Origin of the sequence: Streptomyces canus, assembly GCF_001514145.1 — a bacterium.
GTDB lineage: Bacteria > Actinomycetota > Actinomycetes > Streptomycetales > Streptomycetaceae > Streptomyces > Streptomyces canus.
Genome location: NZ_KQ948683.1, coordinates 1 through 26,153, shown reverse-complemented (window position 1 = coordinate 26,153; position 26,153 = coordinate 1). Strand labels below are relative to the sequence as shown.

Below are 26,153 nucleotides of genomic sequence, written 5' to 3'. Positions count from 1 at the left end.
TTTCTGGAGCAGGGGGCAGCAGCCGACCGACAACTGGCCGGTCGTTGTGGTGGGTTGATGGGCTCAGTCCTTGACGGCACCGGTGGTCACGCCGGCGGCGACGTAGCGCTGGGCGAGGACGAGGATCACCGCGGCGGGCAGGGAGGCCACGACGGCGGTGGCCATGATGGCGTTCCACTGCTGGTTGTTGTTGCCGATGTAGTGGTAGATGCCCAGGGTGATCGGCTCGTGGGCGCCGCCGCCCGCGAGTGTGCTGGCGAAGACGAAGTCGGACCACGACCACAGAAAGGCGAACAGCGACACCGTGACGACGGCGTTGCGGCTCATCGGCAGGACGATCGACCGGAAGGTGCGCAACGGCCCGGCGCCATCCATCTGTGCGGCCTGGAGCAGTTCGCCGGGGATGCCGGACATGAACGCCGTGAAGATCAGTACGGCGAAGGGGACTGCGAGAGTGGAGTCCGCGACGATCAGGCCGGGCACGGACTGGAGCAGGCCGAGCTGCAGGTAGATGGCGTAGAAGCCCATCGCCATGATGATGCCGGGGATCATCTGGGCGACCAGGAAGAGGAAGCTGAGCAGGCTCCCTCCGCGCGGGCGCAGTTTGGCCAGGGCGTACCCGGCCGGTGCCGCCAGCGCCACGGTCAGGGCCACGGTGCCGAGGCCGATGACGAGACTGGTGCCGAGGTAGGGCAACTGCTGGTCGAGGACGGCCCGGTAGCCCTCCAGGGTGGCGTGGGCGGGGAACAGGTCCGGTGGGCTCTTGCGCATGTCCTGGTCGCGGGTGAAGGACACGTTGAGCATCCAGTAGACCGGGAAGAGCATGACTGCGGTCAGCAGCAGGCCGACGGCCGTCTTCCCTCCTGTACGTCGGTCGTTGCTGCTCATGACAGTGCCTGCTTCCGCTGGACCCGGACGTAGACCAGGCCGAAGGCCAGGGCGGCGACGACGAGCAGGTTGCCGACGGCCGCGCCGGGGCCGAAGGCGGGCAGCAGGTTGCCGAAGCCGAGCTGGTAGGACCAGGTGGCGAAGGTGGTGGAGGAGTCGGCCGGGCCGCCCTTGGTCATGATCCATACGATGTCGAAGACCTTGAGCGTGTAGACCAGCCCGAGCAGCAGGGTGATGGCGGACACCGGGCGCAGCAGCGGGAAGGTGATGCTCCAGAAGCGCCGCCAGGCACCCGCCCCGTCCAGGGCGGCCGCCTCGTACAGGCCGGCCGGGATGGACTGCAAACCGCTGTAGAGCACGACGAGGTTGAAGGGGACGCCGATCCAGATGTTCGCGATGATCACCGAGGCCAGCGACCAGGACGGCGAGGTCAGCCAGTTCACCGGCCCGAGGCCGAGGCCGCTCAACACGGCGTTGACGATGCCGGAGTCGCTGTTGAGCATCCACGACCAGGTCGAGGCCGACACGATCAGCGGCAGCAGCCAGGGCACCAGGAACAGGGCGCGCAGGGTGGCGGAGAGCCGGAAGTTCTGGTGGAAGAAGACCGCGAGCGCCAGACCGATGGCGTACTGGAAGACCAGGCAGACGGCGGTGAACACCGCGGTGTGCAGCAGGGCGGGGGCGAAGGTCGGGTCGTCGAAGACGGTCCGGTAGTTCGTCAGGCCCGTGAAGGGGGCGTTGCCCTGGACGAACGAGCGGACGGTGTAGTTGCGCAGGCTCAGGTCGAGGTTGCGGTAGAGCGGATAGGCATAGAAGAGGACGAGGTAGAGGGTGACCGGGGCGAGGAACGCCCAGGCGGCCCACTGCGGGGAGGCGGGTCGGCGCCGGGCCGTGGTGCGGGCCGGGGGCGGGGCGGCGGTCGCCGCCCCGTTCCGGTCGCGCGCCGGCCGGTGATCCGGCAACGGTGTCGTGTGCTTCATCGGCTGGCCGGGGTCCTGGTTACTTGACGGCGGACTGTGCGGAGCCGAGGGCGTCCTTCGGGGACGCCGACCCGCTGAGTGCGGACTGGACGGCCTTCCACATCTGCTCGGAGATCTTCGGGTACTTGGTGCCCAGGTCGTCACTGGTGCGGCCCTTGGCCGCCTTGACCGCGGCGACCCAGGGCTTCAGCTCGGCGTTCGCCGCCACCTGCTCGTCCTGGACCTCGGTGGTGGGGGCCACGTACGACAGCGTCGTGTCGGTGGCGAGCAGGTTCTGGCTGCTGGTCAGGCAGGACACGAGCTTCTGCGAGGTGGCGTACCGGCCGGTGTCACTCTGCACCGGGATGGTGACGAACTCACCGCCCGTCGGGGCCGCGGCCTCGCCTCCCGAAGCGCCCGGGACGGGAATGACCCCGTACTCGAAGCCCGCCTTCTCGGCATTGGCGAGCTGCCAGGTGCCGTTCTCCGCGAACGCGTAGTCGCCGCTCGCGAACTCCTGCCAGCTGGTCGTCTGGGTGTTGTTGATCACCGAGTTGGGGGCATAGCCCTTGTCCAGCCAGTTCTTCCACAGCGACAGCGCCGAGACGCCCTCGGACGAGTCGAGCTGGGTCAGCTTCGCACCCGAACCCCAGAACCAGGGCAGGAACTGGAAGCTGCCCTCCTCCGTGCCGATCGCCGAGAAGGTGATGCCCTTCTTGCCCGCCTTCTTGACCTTCTCCAGCGCCGCCGTCAGTGACGTCCAGTCCCTGACCGAGGCTATGTCCACGCCGGCCTTCTTCAGCACCGCCTTGTTGTAGTACAGGGCCAGGGTGTTGGCGCCGATCGGCGTGCCGTACGTCTTCCCGCCCGACTGGCCCGCCGCGAGCAGGTTGGGGCTGACCTTGGAGACATCCAGTTTGTTGTCGTCGGTGGACGTCAGCACGCCCGCCTCCGCCAGGGTCGACACCACCGGGTTGTCGACGATGAGGACGTCCGCGGAGTTGTCCTGCTGCGCCGCCAGCAGCGCCTTGTTCGTCAGGTCACTGGTGTCGAACGGGGTCCGCTTGATCTTCACCCCGGCCTTGGTGCCGCAACCGTCCAGCAGCTTCGCCCACGCCGAGGTCTTGTCGAACTGCGGGTACGGGTCCCAGATGGTGTACGTCTTGCTGTCGGCATCCTTCGCCGAGGAACTGCCGGAACCGGACGAGCAGGCGGTGGCACCCGAGCTGACGGCGAGGACGGTCAGGACCGCGGCGGTGAGACGTCGTCTGGCAGATGTGTTCATTGCGTTCCTCATGGGTTTTGGCACAGGCGTGCCCTGCGATCGGCACAGGTGTGACCGGGGAGGGGTGAAAAAGGGTTGCTGACTCGCCGCACCCGCGTGGTAGTTGCGGAGTCGGCGGTATGGGGTGCGGGAGGTGAAGGGGAGGGTCAGGGATGTGTGGAAGCGGGACCCGGGTCCGCGGCGGGGGCTGTGGGTGTGGTGCCGGCGGGTGCGGTGCTCGCGCGCAACGAGATCGGCGGCGTGAGCAGGTGGTGCCGGGCCGGTGTGTCGGGGTGGTCGAGCCGCTCGACGAGTAGGTCGACGGCGAGGCGGCCCATCTGCTCGGCCGGTACGTCCGCCGCGGTGAGCTGCGGGGTCACCGTCTCCGCCCACCTGCTGGCCACGACCCCGGTGACGGAGAAGTCGCGCGGTACGTGACGCCCGGCCTGGGCGAGCCCTCGGTAGAGTCCGCCGAGCGCGGCCTCGTTCAGGGTGACCAGGGCCGTGGTGGCCGGGTCGTCGTGCAGGATCCGCTCCAGACAGGCATGGCCCGAGGCGGGATCGTCCCCGCAGCAGTAGGTCCGGACAGTGAGGCCGCGTTCCGCCGCGGCCTTGGTGAATCCGTCAAGACCCCGGTGGGCCGACTCGTATCCGGCCCGCAAGAGCTGTTCGGGCCGGTTGACGAAGGCGATCCTGCGGTGGCCCAGGTCCGCGAGGTGGTGCACACAGGCCGCCGCCAGTGCCGTGTGGTCCAGGCCCACCCACCAGCTGCCTTCCGGGTGGGCGGTGCGGCCGATGGCGACGGAGGGGAAGCCCACCGCGGTGAGGTGGTCGAGCCGGTCGTCCGCCAGCCGGATCTCCATCAGGATCGCGCCGTCGACCCGTCGCTCGCCCAGCAGCCGCTGGAAGGAGCGGTCGCTGTCCGCGCCGCTGGGAGAGAGCAGCACGTCGTAGTCGTAGCTCGCGGCGGCCTCGGTGACGCTGCCGATGAAGTCCAGCTGCATGCCGGTGTAGTGGTTGCCGGCCGGCGGGAAGACCAGACCGATGGTGTTGGTCCGGCCGTTGGCCAGGGCCCGTGCACTCGCGTTGGGCTGGTAGCCCAGCTCGTCGATGACCCGCTGGATCTTCTGACGGGTGTCCTCGGACACGGGGCGCTTCCCGCTCAGGGCGTAGGACACGGTGCTCCGCGAGACACCCGCCCGCTTGGCGATCTCACCGATGTTCACGGAGGCTCCTTACCGAGATCGGTCGAATCGGTTCGATGGTTCCAGGGGGCGAAATCGGCCAGGTGCCGATCGTCGAACCGGTTCGCGTGAAGTGAAGGTAGGAGCAACCTGGGTGGGTGTCAACGCCTCGAACGGAAATTCTCGTAACGGCCCGGAAACGTCGGGGTGCGGAGGGCCCGCGCTTACCGGCAGGCCAGGTGCCGGATTCCACGTACGGGATCACCCCGAACCGGTCAGGATGGCCGCCCGTGTGCGGCCGAGGGCGCTGTGTCGCGGGTATTGCCGCCCGGTTTCCTCGGTGCTAGCTTCGTCGAACCGGTTCGACGATGTGTCGAGGATCAGAGCGCCGCCGAGGCGTCACGCACATATCGGGCTGAGCGCTGCGGCGATCTTTCCGGGGCGAGGCGTCGGACTGATCGGGTCCGGCGGCACTCTGCCGATGCCCTACGGCGTGGGCCTGGGCCGTGCAATCCCACGGCCCCCGCGGACGGTGGGCGCACCCGGACCCCGCCCGCGCTGGATCGCAGGGCTGCCGGTCGCCGGGTTCCCGCGCACTCGCCGAGTCGTAGGGCGTGTCTGCACTGAGTCCAGATCCGGTGCCACCTCGGCGACCCGCTCCTCAGCCTCCCTCACATGCGTGTGGCTCCCGCCGGAACTCCGGGCGGGAGCCACACCTCTCGGCTTGCGAAAGGCATCCGCTGCAGATCGGTTCACGGCCCTGTGAGGGCAGGCGAACAGGTCAGCGGGCGCTGAACTCCGTGAACGCGTCCGCGACGGCGGCGCCTTCGCGGACGAAGACCGGGATGTGTTCCAGTGGCGCGGGAACGTCGACAGTGGTGCCGCCCTCATGGAGCTCGCCGGTGGCGGTGTCGGTCCAGCGTGCGCCGGCCGGGAGGTAGACGGGGCGGCTGTGGACTCCGGCTTCGGCGACCGGCGCTACGAGGACATCGGGCCCGAGGAGGAACTGGTCGTCGACGGTCCAGGCGTGCGCGTCCTCGGGGAAGCCGAAGAACAGCGGACGCATCACCGGCGCCCCGGTGCGGTGCGCCTGGTCGGACAGCTCCAGCAGATAGGGGCGCAGCCGCTCGCGCAGGCGCAGGTGCGCCGTCAGGATCGGGTAGGCCTGCTGTCCGTATGACCAGACCTCGTTCGGTCCGCCGGTCATGTCCGCGGAGAAGGTGGGGTGGTTGGGCGCACGGTCGCCGTGCAGCCGCATGAGGGGGCTGAAGGTGCCGTACTGGAACCACCGGACCAGCAACTCCTGGTACGCCGGGTCGGTGGGGTCGCCGCCGAGGAAGCCGCCGATGTCGGTGTTCCACCACGGGATGCCGCTCATCGCGACGTTCAGCCCGGCCCGGATCTGCTGGGCCAGTGACTCGAAGGTGGGCTGGATGTCACCGGACCACAGGGCGGCGCCGTAGCGCTGGCTGCCGGCCCATGCCGAGCGGACGAGGCTGAGCGGGCGCTCGTCGCCGGTCTCGTTGAGGCCTTCGGCGACGGCGCGGGCAACGAACTTCCCGTAGACGTTGCCCACCTGGGTACCGGGGCCCGCCGAGTAGAGGGCGCGGGCGGCGAGTTCGAGAGGCAGGTCCGGCTCGCAGGCGTCGAGCCAGAAGGCGGAGACACCGAGCTGGTGGTAGTGCGCGCTCAGCTGCTGCCAGAGGTGGCGGCGGGCGGCCGGATGGGTGGCGTCGAAGTAGGTCATCGGCTGGTAGTCCGTGCCGTGGCCGCGGGCGGGCCAGGGGAAGGTCAGCAGACCGCCGTGGCTGTCGCCGACGAGGAGCCCGCCGTCGCGCAGCGGGTCGTGGTTGCGGCTGCCGGGATCCACGGTGGGCCAGACAGACACCGCCAACTTGATGCCGAGTGACTCCAGTTCCTTGATCATGGCGTCCGGGTCGGGCCAGTCGGTGGGATCGAAGTCCCAGTCACCCATGTGGGTCCAGTGGAAGAAGTCGCAGACCATCACCGACAGCGGCAGCCCGCGCTCCTTGTACTCCCGGGCGACCGCCAGGAGTTCGTCCTGCGTGCTGTAGCGCAGCTTGGACTGCCAGAAACCGGCGGCCCATTCGGGCAGCAGCGGCGGATGCCCGGTGGCCTCGGCGTACGCCTCCATGATCTGGGCCGGGGTGTCGCCCGCCGTGATCCAGTAGTCGATCTGGTGGGCCGAGTCGGCGACCCAGCGGGTGGCGTCCCTGCCCAGCTCGACCCTGCCCATCGCGGGGTTGTTCCAGAGCAGCCCGTAGCCGCGGGAGGAGTGCAGGAACGGGATGGTGACCACCGTGTTGCCCTGGACCAGGTCGATCACCAGGCCCTTCTGGTCGAAGTAACCGTGCAGATGCTGGCCCAGGCCGTGGATGCGCTCGCCGTCGTATGCCTCGAAGCGCTGCTCGACGCGGTGGGTGCCGTCGGCGAGCGGCGCGTAGGAGCGCGCCTGCGGGCACGCCTGGTAGGGGCGCTTGTCGGAGAGCAGTTCGCGGCCCGTTTCGGTGTGCAGGAAACGCAGCGAGCCGTCCTGGTCGGCTTCTACGGTGAGGCGGCCGTTGACGAGGCGGGCGGTGCCGTCCGCGTGCGCGGTCGCGGTGGCGTCGGCGCACGCGGCGGGGATGTCGAGGGCGCCGGGAAGTGTGTCGTCGGGGGCGTGACCGGCGCGGGCGCGGACCCGGACCGAGTGCGGCCCCCAGGGCTCGATGAGGAGGACCTCGTGCGGGGTGCGTCGTTCGAGGACGCCGTCCTGTGCGGTGACGATGGTCATGGCTGGGGATTCCTTCTCGGATCGGGATGATGGCGATGGTCGACGGTGACCCTCGGATGACGTTCCAGAGCAGCGGCGCCGACGAGGAGGGCAATGCGCCACGTGAAGTTGGTTGCGCAGCGAGGAAGGTGAGCCGCCCCCGGGCTGCCGGGCTCGGCCATGACCGGGGCGGTGCCGACGGGTCGGGTGGGCGCGGCGCCGGTGACCCGGTCGGCGTGCCGCGGGAGGGCGATGGACACCGAGCCGGCGACGACGGGGCGCACGGCCTCCGGGGAGGCGCGGCGCCACGTGCCGGTCGTCGGGGACACGCCCGCCGGGCCGCTTCCGGTACCAGACGTTCCACTCATCGAAGGGGAGGCCGATGCGCTTGTCCGGCAGCGGCAGCGGCACCGTCCGCGGCCTCGGGTCCGGGTCCGGGGCATAGCGCGGACCGGGCCGTACGCGATTCCGCCCGGCGTGGTGAGGATGACCTCCAGTCAGGTGATGTCACCGGCGCCCGCGCCAGGGCGGGCAGCCCTGAGGCGTCGGGCGGCCGGGGGATGGCCGTGAGCCGGGTGCGGGGCGGGGGCGCCACACACCGAGAGCGTCCACCCGGTCCGCGGTGCCTCGGGTGTCGGCTGTGGAGGGGCCCCTTTTCGAGGAGCCGGGCCGGTCACTTGAGTCCGGACGTGGCGGTGCTCGTGACGAAGTTGCGCTGCAGGATCAGGAACAGGAGCAGCGAGGGCACGATGTACAGGACGGCGCCCGCTCCGACGACGGTGTAGAGCCCGGTGCCCTGCTCGGTGACGTAGCCGGTGGCCATCTTCACCGCGAGCGTGGTGTGGTCGTCGTCCAGCAGCAGGGCGGGCGTGATGTAGTCGCCCCAGCTCCAGCTGAAGGAGAGGACCAGGCTGGTGGCGATGACGGGCCAGGACTGCGGGAGGAAGATCCGCCAGAAGATGCGGATCTGCCCGCAGCCGTCGATGATCGCCGCCTCCTCCAGTTCCTTGGGCATGTTGGTGAAGAACTGCCGGAAGAGGAAGATCAGGTACGGGGCGCCGGCCAGTCCCCACAGCACCCAGGGCACGTAGGAGTTGAGCAGGCCGGCCTTGGAGAACAGCAGGTAGGTCGGGATGAGGGTGATGATCTGCGGCGTCATCATCGTGGACAGCATCAACCCGAAGATGATCCGTTTGCCGGGCCCGGTCAGCCGCGCGAAGCCGTAGCCGGCCCAGGCCGAGGCCAGGGTGATCAGCACCGAGTAGATGCCGGCGATCGTCAGCGAGTTGCGGGCGTAGCCGAAGAAGTCGAAAAGGGTCAGGGCCAGGTGGAAGTTCTCCAAGGTCGGGTGGTGCGGCCACCAGTGGATGGGCACCGCGCGCAGTTCGGAGGGGTCCTTGAAGGCGCTGATCAGGAGCCAGCCGAAGGGGCTGAGCATGAGCACCAGGATCGCGACCAGGAGCATGTAGACGACTTTGCGTCGGGCCAGGACCATCAGCTGTCTCCGATCGTCCGGGGCTTGTTCTGTGTCTGCTCGGGATCCACGGAGTAGAAGACCACTCCCCGGCTCAGCTTGAAGACGACGAAGGTGACGGCCATGACGAACGCGAAGAGCACCCAGAGCAGGGCGGAGGCGTAGCCGTAGCGGCCGTTGGAGAAGTACTGCGTGAAGACGTCGATCATGATCAGCTGGTTGCTCTCGGGGACGGCCCCTACGCCCTTGGGGGTGGGGTCGACCGAGATGAGCAGCGGCAGGAAGCTCTGCAGCGTGGCGATGATCTGGGTGATCAGCTGGAAGAACAGCACGGGGGAGAGGAGGGGCAGGGTGATCCGGGTGAAGGACTGCCACCAGCTCGCCCCGTCCATGCGCGCCGCGTCGAGCAGTTCCGCTGGTATGTCCTGGAGCCCCGCCAGCGAGATGATCATGACGTTCCCGCAGCCCCACACAGTCAGCGTGATCAGCACCCAGCGGGCGTAGGGATCCGCCAGCCAGGAGAGTCCGTTCACGCCGAAGAGGTCCAGCAGGCCGTTGGCGGAGCCCGAGTCACGGTCGAAGATCAGCTTGAAGACGAGGGCAGAACCGACCGGTGGCACCACGGCGGGCAGATAGACCAGCGTGCGGAACACGCCCCGGGCACGGATCGGCTGGTTCAGCAGCACCGCGAGCAGGAGGCCCGCCGCGATCGTCAGCGGCACCGTGATTACGGTGAACAGGCCGGTGCGGCCCAGCGACGCCAGTGTCTCCGGGTCGGTGAAGACCTCACGGTAGTTGGACAGGCCGACGAAGCGGGCGTTGGGGGACAGGCCGTCGGAGTTGGTGAAGCTCAGCCACAGCGCGTAGCCCAGCGGGAAGACCGTCATGGCCAGGAAGCCCAGCAGCCAGGGGCCGGCGAACACATAGAAGGCCCCGGTCCGGCGTGCCCGCAGGGAGCGGGGACGGCGCGACCGGCGCGAGCCGGGCCGGGCGAGTGCCGCCCGCATCGGCGAACGCGCGTCCGGCCCGGCGAGCTGATCGGTACTCACCCCACCAGCTCCTTGCCCCGCGCGAGCTGGTCGTTGATCCGGGAGTTGAGCGCGTCGGCGATCTTACCTGCCGCGGTGCCGGACTTGACCGCGTCCGGCAGCACCTTGGTGAGCACCACGTTCAGGGCGTCCACCTGGGCATAAGGGCTGACGGGCAGCACCGAGAAGTGGGGCAGCTCGCGCTGCTGGACCTCGTAGGACTGCTTGTGGAACGCGGTGTCCTGCGGCATCTTCGGGACCAGCGACTTCAGGGAGGGGATGCCCCAGCCGGTGGTCGCGCGGTCCTGGGCGAGCTTGCCGCCGAAGTACCACTCGAAGTACTTCCAGGCGGTGTCCTTGTTCTTGGCGCCCTTGGGGACCCAGTAGCCGGTGCCGCCGAAACAGGGGCTGACGCGGTTGCTGCCGAGCTGGGGTGCGGGGGCGAACCGCGAGACCTCGGCGATCTTGGCGTCGCCGCCGATCGTCCCGCCGAACCAGTAGCCGTCGTTGGCCATCGCCATCCGGTTGGCCTGGTAGGTGGGCCAGTCCCAGCCGTCCGGGTTGGGGTTGACGACGCTGGGGCCGATGTCGGCCTTCGCGTAGTCCAGGTACCACTGCAGCGCCTTGAGCGCCTCGGGCGAGGAGAAGTCCACCGTGGCCAGGTCCTCGGCGAACAGACTCCCGCCGGCGGACGCGGTCATCCACATGATCGTGGTGAGGGGGGCGACCACGGGCCCGGCGCTCAGGCCGTACACCTTCACCTTGCCGAGCCTGCGCTTGACCAGTCGCTTGCCGAGGTCCAGCCACTCGTCGCAGGACAGCGGTTCGGTGTCGCTGGGAAGTTCCAGTCCGGCCGCCTCGAACATGTCGGTGCGGTACCAGAACATGCAGTCCTGCGAGTAGTCCTTGGCCATGCCGTAGCGGGGACCCGTGCCCTGCTTCCTGGTCTCGCTGTCGTAGCGCCAGACGTCGTTGGCCGCGGCGAGGTCGGAGGGCTTGAGCACGTCGCTCTTGGCGAAGTAGGTGTCCAGGTCGGCCATCAGACCGCGCGCGGCGAAGTAGGGCACGTCCGTCGCGCCGATGCCGCGGACCACGTCCGGCGGGTTGTTGCCGGCCAGCATGGCGTTGAGCTTGGTGACGTCGTACGTGACGATGTTGAGGTTCATGCCGAGCTCCTGCTCGGCTTTCTGCTTGTCCTTCTTCTCCCAGGCGACGTCCATGATGGTGAGCGTCTCCTTGGCGCCCTTGGCACCGCCCCCGGAGTCGACGGAGGAGGCACAGCCGGGCAGGGCGGCAGCGGTGAAGGCGGCGCCGGCGGAGGCGGTGAGGAAGCGGCGCCGGTCGAGGGAGCTTCTGGGTGCAACGGGCATGACGGTGCAGCCTTTCGTGCGGTGAGCATGCTGGGATGCGGGAGACGGGTGCTGCCGCGCAGGAAGGCGCAGGGGGCGGGAGAGAAGGAAGCCCGGTGTGCGCCCGGCCGTGGTGGGCGGCCTGGCGGGCAAGGGGTCGGCGACACCGCCCGCACTGTGGGTGCCGGGCGTTGCGGGTCCGGTACTTCGACCGTGTGGCGTGACGCCCCGAAACGCCCACGGGTAGAAACCGGTTGTAATTGCTCGGCGAACGCTAGGACCGGCTCCAAGGCAGTGTCAAGAGGTTGGAACGCCCCGTATTCCATGGGTCCGACCGCGGGCGTGCCCGCCGAGCGAGAGCTTGGTGCAACCCTCTTGACTCCTGAGGCGGCGCGATGGCAGCTTCTTGTATCGCTACAAGAAACCGGTTGTTAAGCATTCGTGACGCCTCCGACGAAGCCACCACGGGTGGGGACCCCGCGCCACCTCCGGCTGCGCACCGCGCCCCACGCCCGCTCACACTCCGCCACATCCCTTGCAGGAGTACCTCCGTGCCCAACGCCACCGCGGTCATCAACCTCGACATCGAGGGCCCGACGATCAGCCGCCATCTCTACGGCCACTTCGCCGAGCATCTCGGCCGCTGCATCTACGGCGGGTTCTGGGTGGGGGAGGACTCGCCGATCCCCAACGAAGGAGGCATCCGGCTCGATGTCGTCGAGGCTCTGCGCGCCCTGAACATCCCCAATCTGCGCTGGCCGGGGGGCTGTTTCGCCGACGAGTATCACTGGAAGGACGGCATCGGCCCCCGCGGCCAGCGCCCCCGGATGGTCAACACGCACTGGGGCGACGTTGAGGAGAACAATCACTTCGGCACCCACGAGTTCATGGCCCTGTGTGAACTCCTGGACACCGAGCCCTACGTCAGCGGCAACGTCGGCTCCGGCACCGTGCAGGAGATGAGTGAGTGGGTCGAGTACCTCACCCGCGACGGCGACAGTCCGATGGCCAGGCTGCGCCGGGCCAACGGCCGTGACGAGCCGTGGCGCGTGAGGTTCTGGGGTATCGGCAACGAGACCTGGGGCTGTGGCGGCAACATGCGCGCCGAGTACTCCGCCGACCTGGCCCGGCAGTACGCGACGTACTGCCGTGACCATGGCGACAACAAGCTCTACCGCATCGCGTCCGGCGCTTCCAACGACGACTACAAGTGGACCGAGACGCTGATGCAGCAGATCAGCTGCTTCGGCTGCGAGGCCACCCCGAAGAACTTCTTCCAGGGCCTGTCCGTGCACTACTACACGATCGCCGGCCCGTGGGAGGCGAAGGGCAGTGCCACCGACTTCGACACTGCCGACTACTACCGGACCATGGTCGCGGCCCGGAAGATCGACACCATCCTCACCGGCCACTCCACGGTCATGGACATCTACGACCGGGGGCGTACGGTCGGCCTGGTCCTGGACGAGTGGGGCACATGGTGGGACGTCGAGCCGGGCACCAACCCGGGCTTCCTGTTCCAGCAGAACTCCCTGCGCGACGCGCTTGTCGCCTCCACGCACTTCGACATCTTCCACAAGCACGCCGCGCGCCTGTACATGGCGAACATCGCCCAGACCGTCAACGTCCTGCAGGCGATGATCCTCACCGACGGCGATGCGCTGGTCCTGACCCCGACGTATCACGTCTTCGAGATGAACAAGGGCCACCAGGACGCCACCTCGCTCGCCGTGCACCTGGGCGGCGACGACACCCGCCGCACGGTCGGGGACACGGAGCTGGAGACCCTGTCCGCCTCCGCCAGCGTCAAGGACGGGGCGGTGCTGATCTCGCTGTCCAACCTCGACGCCGAAGAGCCCGTCGAGGTGACCCTCGACCTGCGCGGCCGCACCACAGGCGAGCCGACCGCCCGCATCCTGACCGCCGGCCGCCTCCAGGACCACAACACTCCTGGCACACCGGAGGCGGTCAGCCCGCGCCCCTTCGACGACCTGAAGGTGACCGAGCAGGGGCTCACCCTGACATTGCCGCCCCACTCGTTCGTCACCGTCCGGGCGCCGCTGGGCTGACCTACCCAGCGCTGTGATCCACCTGGGCCGGGCCGGCCGCGCACCGCTGCCGGCCGTCGGCCCCGGCCTCAAGAAACCCGTTCCCAGCCATATTTCATCCTGACAAGGAGCCGCACATGAGCACGGACCTGACCCGCCGCAGAACCCTCCAGGCCGCGGGAGCCGCCGCCCTTGCCGCCGGACTGTCCTCCCTGACCGCGACGGCGGCCCACGCCGACGGCACGGCGGACGGCGACACCGCCCCCAAGCCGAAGCTGGTCACCTACCCGATACCGACCGGCGTGGGCACCAGAGGAACCTTCAAGGTGCGGGTGCGCACCGCCCCCGACGGCGAGTGGCAGACGCTCGCCTGCTACGAGCATGGTGTCAAGGAGATCAACGCCACCACCGGCTCCGGCAAGGTCTGGGGTTCGTCGCTGGTGTACTTCGACTTCCAGGACACCGTGGAGCTGGAGGTCACCTACCTCAAGGGTGGCACCACCAAGGCCCGGGTGCGTCCGGACTCGCACGGCATCAAGCCCGAACTCCTCGGTGACACCGTGCGGTTCACCCTCGACGAGCCGAAGGACGTCGTCGTCCAGATCAACGACGAGATCTTCGACTGCCTGCACGTCATCACCAACCGCGTCGAACACAACGTGCCGGCCGCGGACGACCCGGACGTCATCTACTTCGGCCCCGGTACGCACTCGATCCCCGGCGACATCCTTCTCGTCCCCAGCGGCAAGACCGTCTACCTGGCGGGCGGCGCCGTCGTCACCGGGCAGATCAACTTCAGGGGAGCCGAGAAGGCATCCCTCCGCGGCCGCGGCGTGCTGCGGCCGAGAGGCAACATCGGCGGCGTCCAGCTCGAACGCAGCAAGAACATCCGCGTCGAGGACGTCATCCTGCTCGGCAACGGCCTGGGCTGCTGGGAGGCCGATGGCGGCCTGGTCAAGAAGGTCCGCGTGTTCACGTGGGGACAGTGGGGTGACGGCCTCCCCCTCTACAGCTCCAAGAACATCACCTACAACGGCTGCTTCGTCCGCAGCTCCGACGACTGCCACTCCATCTACGCCCACCGCGGCGAGTGGTACGGCGACACCCGCAACGTCACCATCGAGAACGCCACCCTGTGGGCGGACGTCGCGCACCCGGTCAACATCGGCACGCACGGCAACAGTGACAACCCGGAGATGATCGAGAACATCGTCATCAAGAACGTCGACATCGTCGACCACCGCGAGCCCCAGATGAACTACCAGGGCTGCATCGCCCTCAACGCCGGCGACTCCAACCTGATCAAGAACATCCGCATCGAGGACGTACGGGTCGAGGACTTCCGCTGGGGCCAGCTCCTCAACTTCAGGATCATGTACAACAAGAAGTACAACACCTCGGTCGGCCGCGGCATCGAGGACGTCTACATCAAGAACCTCACCTACACGGGCACCCACGCCCACCCGTCGCTGTTCCTCGGCTACGACGCCGACCACGCCATCAAGAACGTCACCTTCGAGAACCTGGTGGTCAACGGCCTGGTCATCGCCGACACGATGCGCAAGCCCACCTGGTACTACACCACCGACATGGTGCAGTGGCACGCCAACGAGCACGTGACCAACATGAAGTTCCTGACCACCGCCCAGGCCGAGGCGGCCGCCGCGTCATGAGCCTTCCCGCCACCAGCCGCCGGGGTTTCCTCGGCGGCACGGCGGCCCTGTTGCTGGCGGCGGGCGCGAGCGGACTGCTCGTGCCCGGCGCCGCCCGGGCGGCCGCACAGATCGACGCCGGAGCCGGCGGCTTCGCCCACCCCGGCCTCCTGCACACCGCCGACGACCTGGCCCGCATGCAGGCCGCGGTGGCCGCAAAGGAGTCGCCGGTCTACGACGGCTACCTCGCCCTCGCCGCCCACGCCCGCTCGAAGTCGACGTACGCCGTCCAGAACACCGGGCAGATCACCTCCTGGGGCCGCGGTCCCGCCAACTTCCAGAACCAGGCCCCCGCCGACGCGGCCGCCGCCTACCAGAACGCGCTGATGTGGTGTGTCACCGGCGAGCGCGCCCACGCGGACAAGGCCCGCGACATCCTGAGCGCCTGGTCGGCCTCCCTCACCATGATCACCGGTGCGGACGGGCCGCTCGGCGCGGGCCTGCAGGCCTTCAAGTTCGTCAACGCGGCCGAACTGCTGAGGCACAGCGGTTATGACGGCTGGGCGGCCGCGGACATCGCGCGCTGCGAGCGGTCCTTCCTGGACGTCTGGTATCCGGCCGTCTCCGGGTACATGCTCTACGCCAACGGCAACTGGGACCTGACGGCTCTTCAGTCCATCCTCGCCATCGGCGTGTTCTGCGAGGAGCGCACTCTCTTCGAGGACGCGCTGCGGTTCGCCGCGGCCGGCGCCGGCAACGGCAGCGTCCGGGGCCGTGTCGTCACTGCCGGCGGCCAGGGCCAGGAGTCCGGCCGTGACCAGGCCCACGAGCAGCTCGCCGTCGGCCTGATGGGCGACGCCGCGCAGGTCGCCTGGAACCAGGGCGTGGACCTGTGGGCCTTCGACGACCACCGCATCCTCGCGAACGCCGAGTACGCCGCCCGCTACAACCTCGGCGGCGACGTCTCCTTTGCCCCCGACCTCGACCGCACCGGCAAGTACATCAAGACGACCGTCTCGGAGAAGGTCCGCGGCAATCTGCCGCCGATCTACGAGATGTACTACGCTCACTACGCGGGAGTGCGCGGCCTCGACACCCCGTACACCAGGGCGGCCGTCTTCCGCGGCACCGGCGGCACGCGGGTCGTCGAGGGCGGCAACGACGACCTGCCCGGCTGGGGGACCTTCGCCTACGCCGGCACGAAGGCGCCGGATCCGGCCGTGCCGACGGCACCGTCCGGCGTCACCGCGGTCGGCGCCGGCACGTCGGTCACCGTGGCGTGGCTGCCGTCCGTGGGGGCGACGACGTACACCGTCCGCCGGGCGGCCAGACCCGAAGGGGAGTACGAGGAGATCGCGTCGGCGGTCGACGGGACGTCGTACGCGGACGACGGCGTACGGTCCGGGCGTACCTACTACTACACCGTCACCGCCACCAACTCCCTGGGCACCAGCGCCACTTCGAGCCTCGCGGCCGCCACCGCCGGTCTCCCCGAGCCCTGGGCCACCCGGGACGTCGGCGAGGTGGAGATCCCCGGCTCCGCGGCCTTCGACGGCGAGCGGTTCGTCCTGGAGGCGTCCGGCACCGCCGACACCCACCGCCTCGTCCATCTCCCGCTGCGCGGGGACGGCACGGTCACCGCGCGGATCGTGTGGCCGCTCAGCTCGCAGTACTCCAAGATCGGCGTCACCGTCCGGGCGGGCCTCGACGCGGACGCCGCCCATGCCTCGATGCTGATCCAGGGACTGCCGCTGCACACCTGGAGCGGCGTGTGGACCGTACGCCCCTCAGCCGGCGCTGACGTCTCCGCGACCGGCAGCACCCCCGTGCCGCCCTCCCAGCAGGACGCGATCACGGTGAACGCGTCCTTCCCGATCTCCAGTCTCGGCACCCTGCCGGAGTCGGCGACCCCGCTGGAGGCCCCGTACGTCGAGGGCGCGGGCGACGGCTACCGGCTGCGTACGCCGTACTGGGTCCGCGTCACCCGCAAGGGCCGCCGCTGCACCGGCGCGATCTCCCCGGACGGCATCCGCTGGACCGAAGTCGGCACCACCGAGGTCGGGTTGGGGCACACCGCGTGCGCGGGGCTGGTCCTGACCTCGTGCCTCGGCGTCGACGAGGCCTACGCCGAGACCGGCACCGGTGCCTTCGACAACGTCACCGTGACCTCGGAGTCGGGAGAGGTGTGGTCCGTGCCCCGCCCCGCCGGTGCCGCCATCGGCCTCACGGCGACCGCCGGTGCGGACGCCGTCGAGCTGGCCTGGACCGACCCGGACCTCTCCGCCCGCTACAAGGTGCTGCGCGCCACCGACGCCGACGGCCCTTACCACACCATCGCGACCGGCATCGGCCCCGTCGGCTTCGGCACCCGCATCCGGCACGCGGACGCCACCGGCACGCCCGCAACGGCGTACCACTACGTCGTCGCGAAGACGAACGCCGGCGGACGCGGCCCGCTCTCGGAGTCGGCGGCGGCCTCCATGCCAGCGCCCTCCACGCCCCAACTCATCTCTGCCGCAATGGCGTTCGCCAACAAGGGCGTTCCGTTCCGGCACTTCCTGCGCGCCTCACACGAACCCGTACGCTTCACCGCGGACGGCCTCCCCGACGGCCTGCGCATCGACAAGCGCACCGGCCTGATCTCCGGAACCCCCAACGAGACCGGCGAGTTCATCGTCGGGACCACCGCGGGCAACGCGGCCGGCGACGGCACCGGAACCCTCACCCTCACCGTCGGCACACCCCCGCCGTCCCCCTGGACGTACGGCGACCTCGGTGACGTGGTCCTCGACGAGCGCGCCTTCGGGACGCTGGGCGTGGTCGCGATCCGTACCCCCGGCAGCACGTCGTGCGCCGACGGGACCTTCACCGTGCGCGGTGCCGGGGTGGACCTGACCGTCAACAACCAGGGAATGACAGGCCAGTTCGTACGCCGGCCCGTCACCGGCGACTGCGAGGTCACCGCCCGCCTGGTCTCCCGCACCGGCGCCACCGCCGACCGGGTGGGCCTGCTGATGGCCAAGTCCCTGTCGCCGTTCGACCAGGCGGCCGGGGCGATCGTCACCGGCGGCACCACCGCACAGCTCATGCTCCGCACCACGGTGGCCGGACGATCGGCCTTCACGGGCAACGGTGCGGTCACCACCCCCTGCCTGCTGCGGCTGAAGCGCACCGGGACCGCCTTCACCGCCTACGCCTCCACCGATGACGGCGTCACCTGGACCCCCCTCGCCGCGGGAGACATCCCCGGCTTCGGTGACGCCCCCTACTACGTGGGTTTCGTGGTCTGCTCCCGCAGCCCGCTGACCCTCGGCACCACGCAGTTCGATCAAGTCAGCATCACCCCCGGCCAGAGCCGGTCGGGGCCCGCTTGATTGGAGATGCACATCCCATGAGCCGCAACGATCTCCCCCCACTCGACCAAAACACACCGCAACCCCTCCGCGGCGAGCTGCTGAGCCGCCGAGGCATCCTGCGCGCCGCCGGCGGAGCCGCTCTCGCCGGCGCACTCGGGGCCGCCTCCGTGGGCTCGGCCGACGCCGCCGGCAAGCGGCACGGTGCCCGCAACCTGGCCCTTGCCGCCGCACCGTCCGTCTGGGCGCACCCCGGCATGCTGCACAACGCCGGCGACATCAACCGGGCCAAGGTCCGGGTCGCCGCCGGCATCGACCCCTGGCTGTCCGGCTGGAACAAGCTGACCGCCAACTCCCACTCCCAGTCCACCTGGACCAACCGGGCCACCGCCACCATCATCCGCGGCGGCACCGGACAGAACTACAGCCTGCTCTACAACGACATCGCAGCCGCCTACCAGAACGCGCTGCGCTGGAAGGTCAAAGGCACCGAGGCGAACGCCGTCTGCGCCGCCGGCATCCTCAACGCGTGGTCGACCACGCTGACCGAGGTCACCGGCAACGCCGACCGGTTCCTCGCCGCCGGCATCTACGGCTGGCAGTTCGCCAACGCCTGCGAGCTGATGCGCGACTACGCCGGATTCGACCTCGCCGCGGCCCAGGAGATGATGGAACGCGTCTTCTACCCCCTCAACAACGACTTCCTGACCAACCACAACGGCGCCTGCATCACCAACTACTGGGCCAACTGGGACCTGTGCAACATCGCCTCGGTCCTGGCCATCGGCATCCTCAACGAGGACAGCGCCAAGTACGACCAGGCCGTCACCTACTTCAAGTCCGGCGCGGGCAACGGCGCCATCGCCCACGCCGTGCCGTACCTGTACACGGACAGCGACGGCTACGCCCTCGGGCAGTGGCAGGAGTCCGGCCGCGACCAGGGACACACCGTCATGGGCATGGGCCAGATGGGCGCCATCTGCGAGATGGCCTGGAACCAGGGCGAGGACCTGTACGGCTACGACGGCCGGAGGTTCATGAAGGCCGCGCAGTACGTCGCCAAGTACAACATCGGCCAGGACGTCCCCTTCACCACCTACACCTGGGGCACCGGACAGAGCTGCGCCACCGCATCCCAGACGGTGATCGGTGACGCCAGCCGCGGTCAAATCCGCCCGGTGTGGGCACAGCTTCACTTCCACTACAACCGGCGCCTGTATCTGGACGACAAGTACATCTCGTCCATGTACTACGACCTCGTCGGGACCGAGGGCGGAGGCGGCGACTACGGCTCCGAAAGCACTGGCTACGACCAGCTCGGCTTCGGCACGCTGATGTACGCCAAGTAGTCCCGGGCGGCCCCGCGCTCCCCCGCGGGGCCGCCCGTCACACCGTTCACGCAACGCCACACCCACGCAGGAGTATCTCCGTGCCCGACGCCAACCCCCCTGTCGAGACGGTCGTTGAGGTGGACACTCGGGCCCCGGGCACCGCCATCTCGCCCGACCTGTTCGGCGCGTTCTTCGAGGACCTCAACTACGCGGCGGACGGCGGGCTGTACGCCGAGCTGGTGCAGAACAGGTCCTTCGAGTACGGCCCCGCCGACCACCCGGACTGGCACGCCCTCACCGCGTGGGACCTGCTGGAGCGGGACGGCGCCGCCGGATGGCTCACGGTCTCCACCGACGACCCACTGCACGCGGTCAACCCGCACTACGCGGTCCTGCACACGGCCACCACCGGTACGGCGGGCCTCGGGGCGGGCCTGCGCAACGAGGGCTTCGACGGTATCCCCGTCCGGGCGGGCGAGACCTACGACGTGAGCGCCTTCGCCCGCCTGGCCCACGGCACCGTGGTCCGGCTGGTGGCGCAGATCGAGAGCCGGGACGGCAGCCGGGTGCACGGCCGGGTGGAGCTGGGACCCGTGGATGGGTCCTGGCAGCGGCACGCGGCGGTCATCACCTGCGAGGCCACCGACCCGGACGCCCGATTCACCCTCACCGCGACCGGGACCGGGACCGTCCACCTGGACATGGTCTCGCTCTTCCCGCAGGCCACCTTCCGGAACCGGCCGGGCGGTCTGCGTGCCGACCTGGCGCAGGCGATCGCCGACCTGAAGCCCAAGTTCCTGCGCTTCCCGGGCGGTTGTCTAGCCCACGGTCAGGGGCTCGGCAACATGTACCGCTGGTCCGAGACCGTCGGCCCGCTGCACGAGCGCCGCCAGCAGTTCAACATCTGGCACTACCACCAGTCGATGGGCCTCGGCTACTACGAGTACTTCCAGTTCTGCGAGGACATCGGCGCCAAGCCGCTGCCCGTCGTGCCGGCCGGGGTCTGCTGCCAGAACAGCGACGTGACCGGCCAGGCGGGCATACCCGACGAGGACATGGACTCCTATATCGCGGAGGTGCTGGCCCTGGTGGAGTGGGCCAACGGCCCCGCCGACTCACCCTGGGGAGCCGTGCGTGCCGCCGCCGGGCACCCCGAACCGTTCGGCCTGGAGTACCTGGGCGTGGGCAACGAGGACACCATCACCGACACCTTCCGCGACCGCTTCTCCCGCATCCACGACGCCTTGCGCGAGCACCACCCCGAGATCACGGTCATTGGCACCCTCGGCCCGTCCACCTTCGGCGAGGACTGGGAGAACGGCTGGGCCTTCGCCCGCGAGCGGAACGTTCCCGTCGTCGACGAGCACTCCTACAAATCGCCCCGCTGGCTCCTGGAGAACACCCGCCGCTTCGAGACGATGGACCGGGGCGGCCCCCACCTCTACATCGGCGAGTATGGCAGCTGGCGCAACCACGGCCTCAGCGCGATCGCCGAAGCGGCCTACATGATCGCCATGGAACGCAACGGCGACGTGGTGCGCCTGGCCTCCTACGCCCCGCTGCTTGCCAAGCGCGACCACACCCAGTGGCTGCCCGACCTGATCTACTTCGACAACACGAACGTCTGGCCCACCCTCAACTACCACGTCCAGCAGATGCACTCGGTGAACTCGGGCGACACCGCACTGCCCGTCACGGTCACCCGCGCACCCCAAGAGCCGTCCGCTCCGCAGACCCCACGGCACACGGTCCACATCGGAACCGGCACCGACACACGCGCGGAGTTCACGGACGTGTTCCTCGGCCCCTTGAATGGTGAGCCCGAGCGAGCCCCGGACTTCGGCGGCTGGCAGGCCGAGTCCGGCACATGGGAGCCGTACGGTGAGGGCGGTGTCCGGCAGACCGCGACCGGAACGGATGCCAGGCTGCTGCTGCCGGACGGGGTGAAAGGACCGTCGTACGTCCTGTCCGTACGGGCCCGGAAGACGGACGGTGCCGAGGGCTTCGTCCTGGGCTTCGCCGGAACATCGCCGGGAAACTGGTGCCACTGGACGCTCGGCGGCTGGGAGAACCGTTCGACGTGGCTGCAGCGCGTGGACGACGGCGTACCGGACGAACTCAGCGAACGCCGGGCCGAGCCGGTCGAGAGCGGCCACTGGTACGACCTGCGGGTCGAGGTCGACGGCCGGCGCATCCGGTGCTACCGCGACGGCGAACTGGTCCACGACGTCGAGGACGTCCGGCCCCAGCCCGAGGTCTTCGCCGTCTCGGCCGTCCGCGACAGCGCCACCGGCGAGGTGATCGTCAAGATCGCGAACACCACGCCGGAAGCCGCCACGGTCCGCGTCCGACTGTCCGGCGCCGAGGGCGACACCGGCTACGCGCGCACCACCCTCACCGTCTCCCCGGACGCCGACAGCCGTTTCGGCCCTGCCCCGGCCACCCCGGCCCACGACCGGCTGACCGGGCCGGACTGCGCCGTGGCGCCGCACTCCTTCACCGTCCTGCGCACCCGTATCGGAAGCGACCGACCGTGACCGCACCCGCACGCCCGATCCCCGAGCTGCGCCTGCGTCCACCGACGGGCTGGAACAGAAGGGACTGCCATGGCACCACCGTCACCGACGAAGAGGTCCTCGGCAACGTGGTATTCCTGCACGAGCACCTGTCGGCCCACGGCTGGGGCACCGTCGTCGGGGAAACCCGGTCGTACGAGCCGACCGCCCGTGCCCACAGCTACAACCCTGACTCTCCGCCGGTCCTCAACGGCCACGGCCGTCGGCCACCCGCGCCGCACGAGTTTCCCTCGGCGGCGGGCGGCGCGGGAATCGCGGCGCCGGCCGCCAGTGTGCACCGACTCCGGCTGCGGTTCGGCCCGCACATCATGCGCGGCATCCCGCACCGTGCCGTGGCCGCCCGGCTGCCCGCGGCGGGTACCGGCTGGACCGCCGACGAGATCGTCGGCACCGACTCCGTAGACGAGTGGAACTCCGGCGACCACGGCCTGAACCACGCTGATGGGCTGAGGTTCCTTGGGCGATCCCGGGTTTTCCCGGGTGCCGGGAGGCGGTCCGTCGTGCCGGGCTGGGTGTGGACGCCCGCCGGTGGACCGTGGGCCGTCGCCACCGGGTGCGGTGCGGGTGCTCATCGTGTGCGGCACCTGCCGCCCGTGGCGCTTCGGAGGCTAGGGCATCCGCCCCGCCGAACTCTGCCCGCTCCGGTGTGGACCCGGGCGGGGCGGAGACCCCGCGTCGCTTTCCTGGGCACGCGGCGGATTCTCAGGGAGACCGGGAGCGCGATTGCTGCGCTCACCGGCCTCGCATTGACACGGACGTTACCCGGGGCACGATCATGTTCCTGCACCTCACGGACGGACAGCCACGGGAAAGTGCCACAAAAACCTGAGCGGACCACAGAGAGCACCACTGCGTGTCACACAGTCGTGCCGAGGACGCACAGCCCAGCAGGAGCACTGCGCACGACTCTGACCGCCGACCTGCCTGCCCACGGCTTGGCCGTCCACCATCTCAGTCCGCCCGGCGCACCTCGCCCGGCCCGGGCCTCGGCCCTCGTTCGGGGAGAGCCAGACCGAGGTGTAATGGAGTCGGGGGATCTCAGCACCGCAGACCGGGGGCAAGCGTGGTAACGATCCAGGACGTGGCGAAAGAGGCCGGAGTCTCGCCGATGACCGTGTCGAACGTCATCAACGACCATCCGAACGTCCGCCCGTCGACGCGCGAGAAGGTCCTGGAGGCGATGGCCCGGCTCGACTACCGGGTCAACCTCGCCGCCCGCAACCTGCGCAAGGGCCGCACCGGGGTCATCGGGCTCGCCGTCCCCGAGGTCAACAGCCCCTACTACGGACGGCTGGCCGCCGGCATCATCGCCGCCGCCGAGCGGCGCAATCTCCGGGTGGGCATCGAGCAGACCGCCTCCCGGGAGAACGAGCTGGACGCGCTGTCCCTGTCGCGCAACCACCAGTACGACGGGCTCATCCTCACCGCCGCCGGCATGAGCCAGGCCGATTCCGAGCGTCTCAAGGTGGACCACCCGGTGGTCGTCCTCGGCGACCGGATCTTCGGAGGTCCCGTGGATCACGTCGCCATGCCCAACCTGGAAGCGGCCCGGGCGGCCACCCGCCACCTGGTCGAGCGGGGCTGCCGGCGCATCGCGATCCTGTGCGGGGCCGTGGAGGAGGTCGACACCTCCAGCCTCCGGCTCACCGGCTACCGGCAGGCACTGGAGGCCGCGGGCCTGCCATCGGACCCGACCCTGATCCAGCAGGTGGGCAGGTTCGGCATGCGGGAGGGCGCGCAGCGTGCCCGGGTGATGGCTCGGAGCGGGCTCGACTTCGACGGGGTGTTCTGCATCACCGACTCCCTGGCCATGGGTGTGCTGCGGGGGCTGGCAGACGCCGGGATCCAGGTGCCTGAGCAGGTCAAGGTGATCGGCTTCGACAACGTCTCGGAGAGCGAGTTCTTCATCCCTTCCCTCTCCACCGTGGACCCGGACCACGACGGCATGGCCGAACGCGCGGTCGACCTCCTCACCAGGCGCATCGAGCAGATCCAGCCGTCGACGGGGCACCGGGACCTCGTCGGCGATTTCTCGCTGGTGGTCCGGGAGTCGACGGGCGGCTGAACCCGCCGCACCGCACGAGCACGAACAAGGGAGACCCCCGTGAACCGCGTGGCCCGTGCCCCGCTCTTCCGTGACCCGATCCACGACGGAGCCGCCGACCCCGTCGCCGTCTTCAACCGCCAGACGGGCGAATGGTGGCTCGTCTACACCAATCGCCGCACCACCGCCCCCGGCCCCGGTGTCTCCTGGGTGTACGGCACCGACCTGGGCGTCGCCGCCTCGGCGGACGGCGGACGCACCTGGACCTACCGGGGCACGCTGCCCGGCCTGGAGACCGAGTGGGGCCGCAACACCTTCTGGGCACCGGAGATCATCTGGCACGACGGCCTTTACCACATGTACGTCAGCTACATCCGCGGCATCCGCGACGACTGGAACGGCGCCGCCGCCATCCACCACTACACCAGCCCCGACCTGCTGAACTGGACCCATCACGGCCCTGTGGACCTCGGATCCGACGGAGTCATCGACGCCTGCGTGTTCCCGCTGCCGGGCGGCGGCTGGCGCATGTGGTTCAAGGACGGCCGCCGCGGCTCGCTCACCTATGCCGCCGACAGCCCCGACCTGTACCAGTGGCACCCCACCGGCCTCGCCGTCGGCCATCGCCCGCATGAGGGCCCCAACGTCTTCGAACTCGGGGGCCACTACTGGATGCTCGTCGACGAGTGGCGCGGCCAGGGCGTGCTGCGCTCCGACGACCTGACCACCTGGGAACACCAGGGCCTGATCCTCGACAAGCCGGGCAGCCGCCCCGACGACGAGACCATCGGCCTCCACGCCGATGTGGTCGTCCAGGGCGAGACGGCCTACGTCTTCTACTTCACCCACCCGGGGCGCGTGGGTGACGCCGCGGAGGACGACACCTACGCCACTCGCCGCTCCTCACTCCAGGTCGCCGCCGCGCGGGCCGTCGACGGCACGTTGCACTGCGACCGCGACGAGCCCGTCCGGCTCGATCTGAATCCTGTGTCCTGGACGGCCGGTGCCACACCTCCGTCCGACGCTGACGACAGCAAAGGAGTCTGAACATCACATGCGTTATCGAGAACTCGGCCGTACCGACCTGACCGTGTCGGAAATCGGTTACGGGGCCTGGGGGTTGGGGCAGGGGGCGTGGGTCGGCGCCGACGACGACTCCGCAGTCCGTGCCCTGCACCGCGCCCTCGACCTGGGCGTCACCTTCATCGACACGGCCAGAGGGTACGACCGCAGCGAGCGCGTCGTCGGCCGTGCGCTCAAGGAACTCCCGGGCGGCGGCGAAGGCGTGTACGTGGCGACGAAGGCCCGGCCCAAGGTCCCGGTTCCGCTGGAGCCCAGCGGACTCGACGTCATGGAGACGTTCCCGAGCTCGCACCTGCGCGAGAGCCTTGAGACCAGTCTGCGCGAACTGGGCCGCGACCACGTCGACCTGCTCCAGCTGCACACCTAGGAGGACGAGTGGACCGGCCGCGGCGACCTGCTGGAGACGGTGGACGCCCTCAAACAGGAGGGCAAGATCAGGCTCTTCGGGATCTCCGTCAAGGACCACCGGCCAGACAACGTGCTCACGGTGCTGCGGACCGGGGTGCTGGACACTGTCCAGGTGATCCACAACATCATCGAACAGGCCCCGTCCGACGCGCTGTTGCCAGGCCTGCGAGGAGTACGGCGTGGGGGTGATCGCACGGGTCGCACTCGACGAGGGCGCTTTGACGGGCTTGATCCGCTCGGGGGTCACGTTCCCCGAAGGCGACTGGCGCAACTGGTACTTCCGGGAGGACCGGCCCGACCAGGTCGAGAAGCGGGTGGACACGCTCCTCGCCGACCTTGACCTCGGCGTCGATGAGCTGGCGTCCACCGCGTTGCGGTTCGCACTCGCCGGCCAGGCGGTCTCCACGGTCATCGTCGGGATGCGGTCCCTGACGAACGTGGAACGCGACGCGGCGATCGCCGACGCACCGCCGCTGACCGCTGAGGAACTCGCGCTGCTGGCCAGGCACCGCTGGCAGAAGAACCTCTACAGCTGAGCCACCGATACGCACGGCAAGCGGTTCTTTTCCCCTCAGATGGGCCGAACCGGTTCGCCGGACCCCCCTCATCCAGAAGCGACGCATTTCCGAGGTCCAGCAGGGGCACGAGCTCCTCCGCGTCGAGCCGTGGGGCCCTGGATGACAGCCCGCCGCCGTCCAGGAGCACGGTGTCGGTCAGCGCGGGTCCGGAACCCGCAAGC

At 69.5% G+C, this 26,153-nt stretch carries 18 protein-coding genes; 9 read left to right on the top strand and 9 right to left on the bottom strand.

Features of this window, described 5'->3' with window-relative positions; translation table 11 throughout:
• Positions 1-63: 63 nt before the first annotated feature.
• The 9 genes from AQJ46_RS47565 to AQJ46_RS47525 form a co-directional block, all read right to left on the bottom strand.
• Positions 64-888 (bottom strand): carbohydrate ABC transporter permease, encoded by an 825-nt coding sequence (locus tag AQJ46_RS47565; RefSeq protein ID WP_059211586.1) that lies wholly within the window; start codon positions 886-888, stop codon positions 64-66.
• The gene (locus AQJ46_RS47560; protein WP_059211585.1) at positions 885-1,868 is read right to left on the bottom strand and encodes a carbohydrate ABC transporter permease; all 984 of its coding nucleotides are present in this window, start codon (positions 1,866-1,868) and stop codon (positions 885-887) included. The genes AQJ46_RS47565 and AQJ46_RS47560 overlap by 4 nt, the downstream gene beginning before the upstream one ends.
• Positions 1,869-1,887: 19 nt before the next feature.
• On the bottom strand, positions 1,888-3,132 hold the full coding sequence (locus AQJ46_RS47555) for a sugar ABC transporter substrate-binding protein (protein WP_059211584.1): 1,245 nt from the start codon (positions 3,130-3,132) through the stop codon (positions 1,888-1,890).
• Between the two features lie 146 nt (positions 3,133-3,278).
• On the bottom strand, positions 3,279-4,337 hold the full coding sequence (locus tag AQJ46_RS47550) for a LacI family DNA-binding transcriptional regulator (RefSeq protein ID WP_059211583.1): 1,059 nt from the start codon (positions 4,335-4,337) through the stop codon (positions 3,279-3,281).
• A 739-nt stretch (positions 4,338-5,076) separates the two neighbouring features.
• Positions 5,077-7,089, bottom strand: a complete 2,013-nt coding sequence (locus tag AQJ46_RS47545) for a glycoside hydrolase family 31 protein (protein ID WP_059211582.1) — start codon at positions 7,087-7,089, stop codon at positions 5,077-5,079.
• Complete coding sequence (locus AQJ46_RS47540) at positions 7,086-7,436, bottom strand: hypothetical protein (protein WP_208617106.1); 351 nt, start codon at positions 7,434-7,436, stop codon at positions 7,086-7,088. The genes AQJ46_RS47545 and AQJ46_RS47540 overlap by 4 nt, the downstream gene beginning before the upstream one ends.
• 305 nt (positions 7,437-7,741) lie before the next feature.
• A complete protein-coding gene (locus tag AQJ46_RS47535) occupies positions 7,742-8,563 on the bottom strand; it encodes a carbohydrate ABC transporter permease (protein ID WP_059211580.1) in 822 nt (273 codons plus the stop codon).
• The gene (locus AQJ46_RS47530) at positions 8,563-9,591 is read right to left on the bottom strand and encodes a carbohydrate ABC transporter permease (protein WP_059211579.1); all 1,029 of its coding nucleotides are present in this window, start codon (positions 9,589-9,591) and stop codon (positions 8,563-8,565) included. Before AQJ46_RS47530 ends, AQJ46_RS47535 begins: the two co-directional genes overlap by 1 nt.
• Positions 9,588-10,940 (bottom strand): extracellular solute-binding protein, encoded by a 1,353-nt coding sequence (locus AQJ46_RS47525; RefSeq protein ID WP_059211578.1) that lies wholly within the window; start codon positions 10,938-10,940, stop codon positions 9,588-9,590. The genes AQJ46_RS47530 and AQJ46_RS47525 overlap by 4 nt, the downstream gene beginning before the upstream one ends.
• Before the next feature lie 530 nt (positions 10,941-11,470).
• Between AQJ46_RS47525 and AQJ46_RS47520 the strand changes: the two genes are divergently transcribed.
• From AQJ46_RS47520 to AQJ46_RS58900, 9 genes are all read left to right on the top strand, one after another.
• Positions 11,471-12,988, top strand: coding sequence for an alpha-N-arabinofuranosidase (locus AQJ46_RS47520; RefSeq protein ID WP_059211577.1), 1,518 nt, complete (start codon positions 11,471-11,473; stop codon positions 12,986-12,988).
• A 116-nt stretch (positions 12,989-13,104) separates the two neighbouring features.
• Positions 13,105-14,640, top strand: coding sequence for a glycosyl hydrolase family 28 protein (locus tag AQJ46_RS47515; protein WP_059211576.1), 1,536 nt, complete (start codon positions 13,105-13,107; stop codon positions 14,638-14,640).
• Entirely contained in the window at positions 14,637-17,993 is a 3,357-nt protein-coding gene (locus AQJ46_RS47510) for an alginate lyase family protein (RefSeq protein ID WP_059211575.1), read from the top strand. Before AQJ46_RS47515 ends, AQJ46_RS47510 begins: the two co-directional genes overlap by 4 nt.
• A 17-nt stretch (positions 17,994-18,010) precedes the next feature.
• Positions 18,011-19,321, top strand: a complete 1,311-nt coding sequence (locus tag AQJ46_RS47505) for an alginate lyase family protein (RefSeq protein WP_079072790.1) — start codon at positions 18,011-18,013, stop codon at positions 19,319-19,321.
• Positions 19,322-19,401: 80 nt separating this feature from the next.
• Positions 19,402-21,840, top strand: coding sequence for an alpha-L-arabinofuranosidase C-terminal domain-containing protein (locus AQJ46_RS47500; RefSeq protein ID WP_059211574.1), 2,439 nt, complete (start codon positions 19,402-19,404; stop codon positions 21,838-21,840).
• A gap of 1,120 nt (positions 21,841-22,960) precedes the next feature.
• Complete coding sequence (locus AQJ46_RS47495) at positions 22,961-23,944, top strand: LacI family DNA-binding transcriptional regulator (protein WP_263972916.1); 984 nt, start codon at positions 22,961-22,963, stop codon at positions 23,942-23,944.
• Between the two features lie 39 nt (positions 23,945-23,983).
• Entirely contained in the window at positions 23,984-24,970 is a 987-nt protein-coding gene (locus AQJ46_RS47490; protein WP_059211572.1) for a glycoside hydrolase family protein, read from the top strand.
• A gap of 7 nt (positions 24,971-24,977) precedes the next feature.
• Positions 24,978-25,373: an aldo/keto reductase gene (locus tag AQJ46_RS58905; protein ID WP_318656749.1), complete on the top strand. Its 396-nt coding sequence runs from the start codon at positions 24,978-24,980 to the stop codon at positions 25,371-25,373.
• A gap of 220 nt (positions 25,374-25,593) precedes the next feature.
• Positions 25,594-25,950, top strand: coding sequence for a hypothetical protein (locus AQJ46_RS58900; RefSeq protein WP_318656748.1), 357 nt, complete (start codon positions 25,594-25,596; stop codon positions 25,948-25,950).
• Positions 25,951-26,153: the final 203 nt, after the last annotated feature.

What these genes read in the sequence shown, in the direction of transcription:
- AQJ46_RS47565 (WP_059211586.1), bottom strand. Translation starts at nt 888, where the DNA reads ATGAGCAGCAACGACCGACGTACAGGAGGGAAGACGGCCGTCGGCCTG.
- AQJ46_RS47560 (WP_059211585.1), bottom strand. Translation starts at nt 1,868, where the DNA reads ATGAAGCACACGACACCGTTGCCGGATCACCGGCCGGCGCGCGACCGG.
- AQJ46_RS47555 (WP_059211584.1), bottom strand. Translation starts at nt 3,132, where the DNA reads ATGAACACATCTGCCAGACGACGTCTCACCGCCGCGGTCCTGACCGTC.
- AQJ46_RS47545 (WP_059211582.1), bottom strand. Translation starts at nt 7,089, where the DNA reads ATGACCATCGTCACCGCACAGGACGGCGTCCTCGAACGACGCACCCCG.
- AQJ46_RS47540 (WP_208617106.1), bottom strand. Translation starts at nt 7,436, where the DNA reads ATGAGTGGAACGTCTGGTACCGGAAGCGGCCCGGCGGGCGTGTCCCCG.
- AQJ46_RS47535 (WP_059211580.1), bottom strand. Translation starts at nt 8,563, where the DNA reads ATGGTCCTGGCCCGACGCAAAGTCGTCTACATGCTCCTGGTCGCGATC.
- AQJ46_RS47525 (WP_059211578.1), bottom strand. Translation starts at nt 10,940, where the DNA reads ATGCCCGTTGCACCCAGAAGCTCCCTCGACCGGCGCCGCTTCCTCACC.
- AQJ46_RS47515 (WP_059211576.1), top strand. Translation starts at nt 13,105, where the DNA reads ATGAGCACGGACCTGACCCGCCGCAGAACCCTCCAGGCCGCGGGAGCC.
- AQJ46_RS47510 (WP_059211575.1), top strand. Translation starts at nt 14,637, where the DNA reads ATGAGCCTTCCCGCCACCAGCCGCCGGGGTTTCCTCGGCGGCACGGCG.
- AQJ46_RS47505 (WP_079072790.1), top strand. Translation starts at nt 18,011, where the DNA reads ATGAGCCGCAACGATCTCCCCCCACTCGACCAAAACACACCGCAACCC.
- AQJ46_RS58905 (WP_318656749.1), top strand. Translation starts at nt 24,978, where the DNA reads ATGCGTTATCGAGAACTCGGCCGTACCGACCTGACCGTGTCGGAAATC.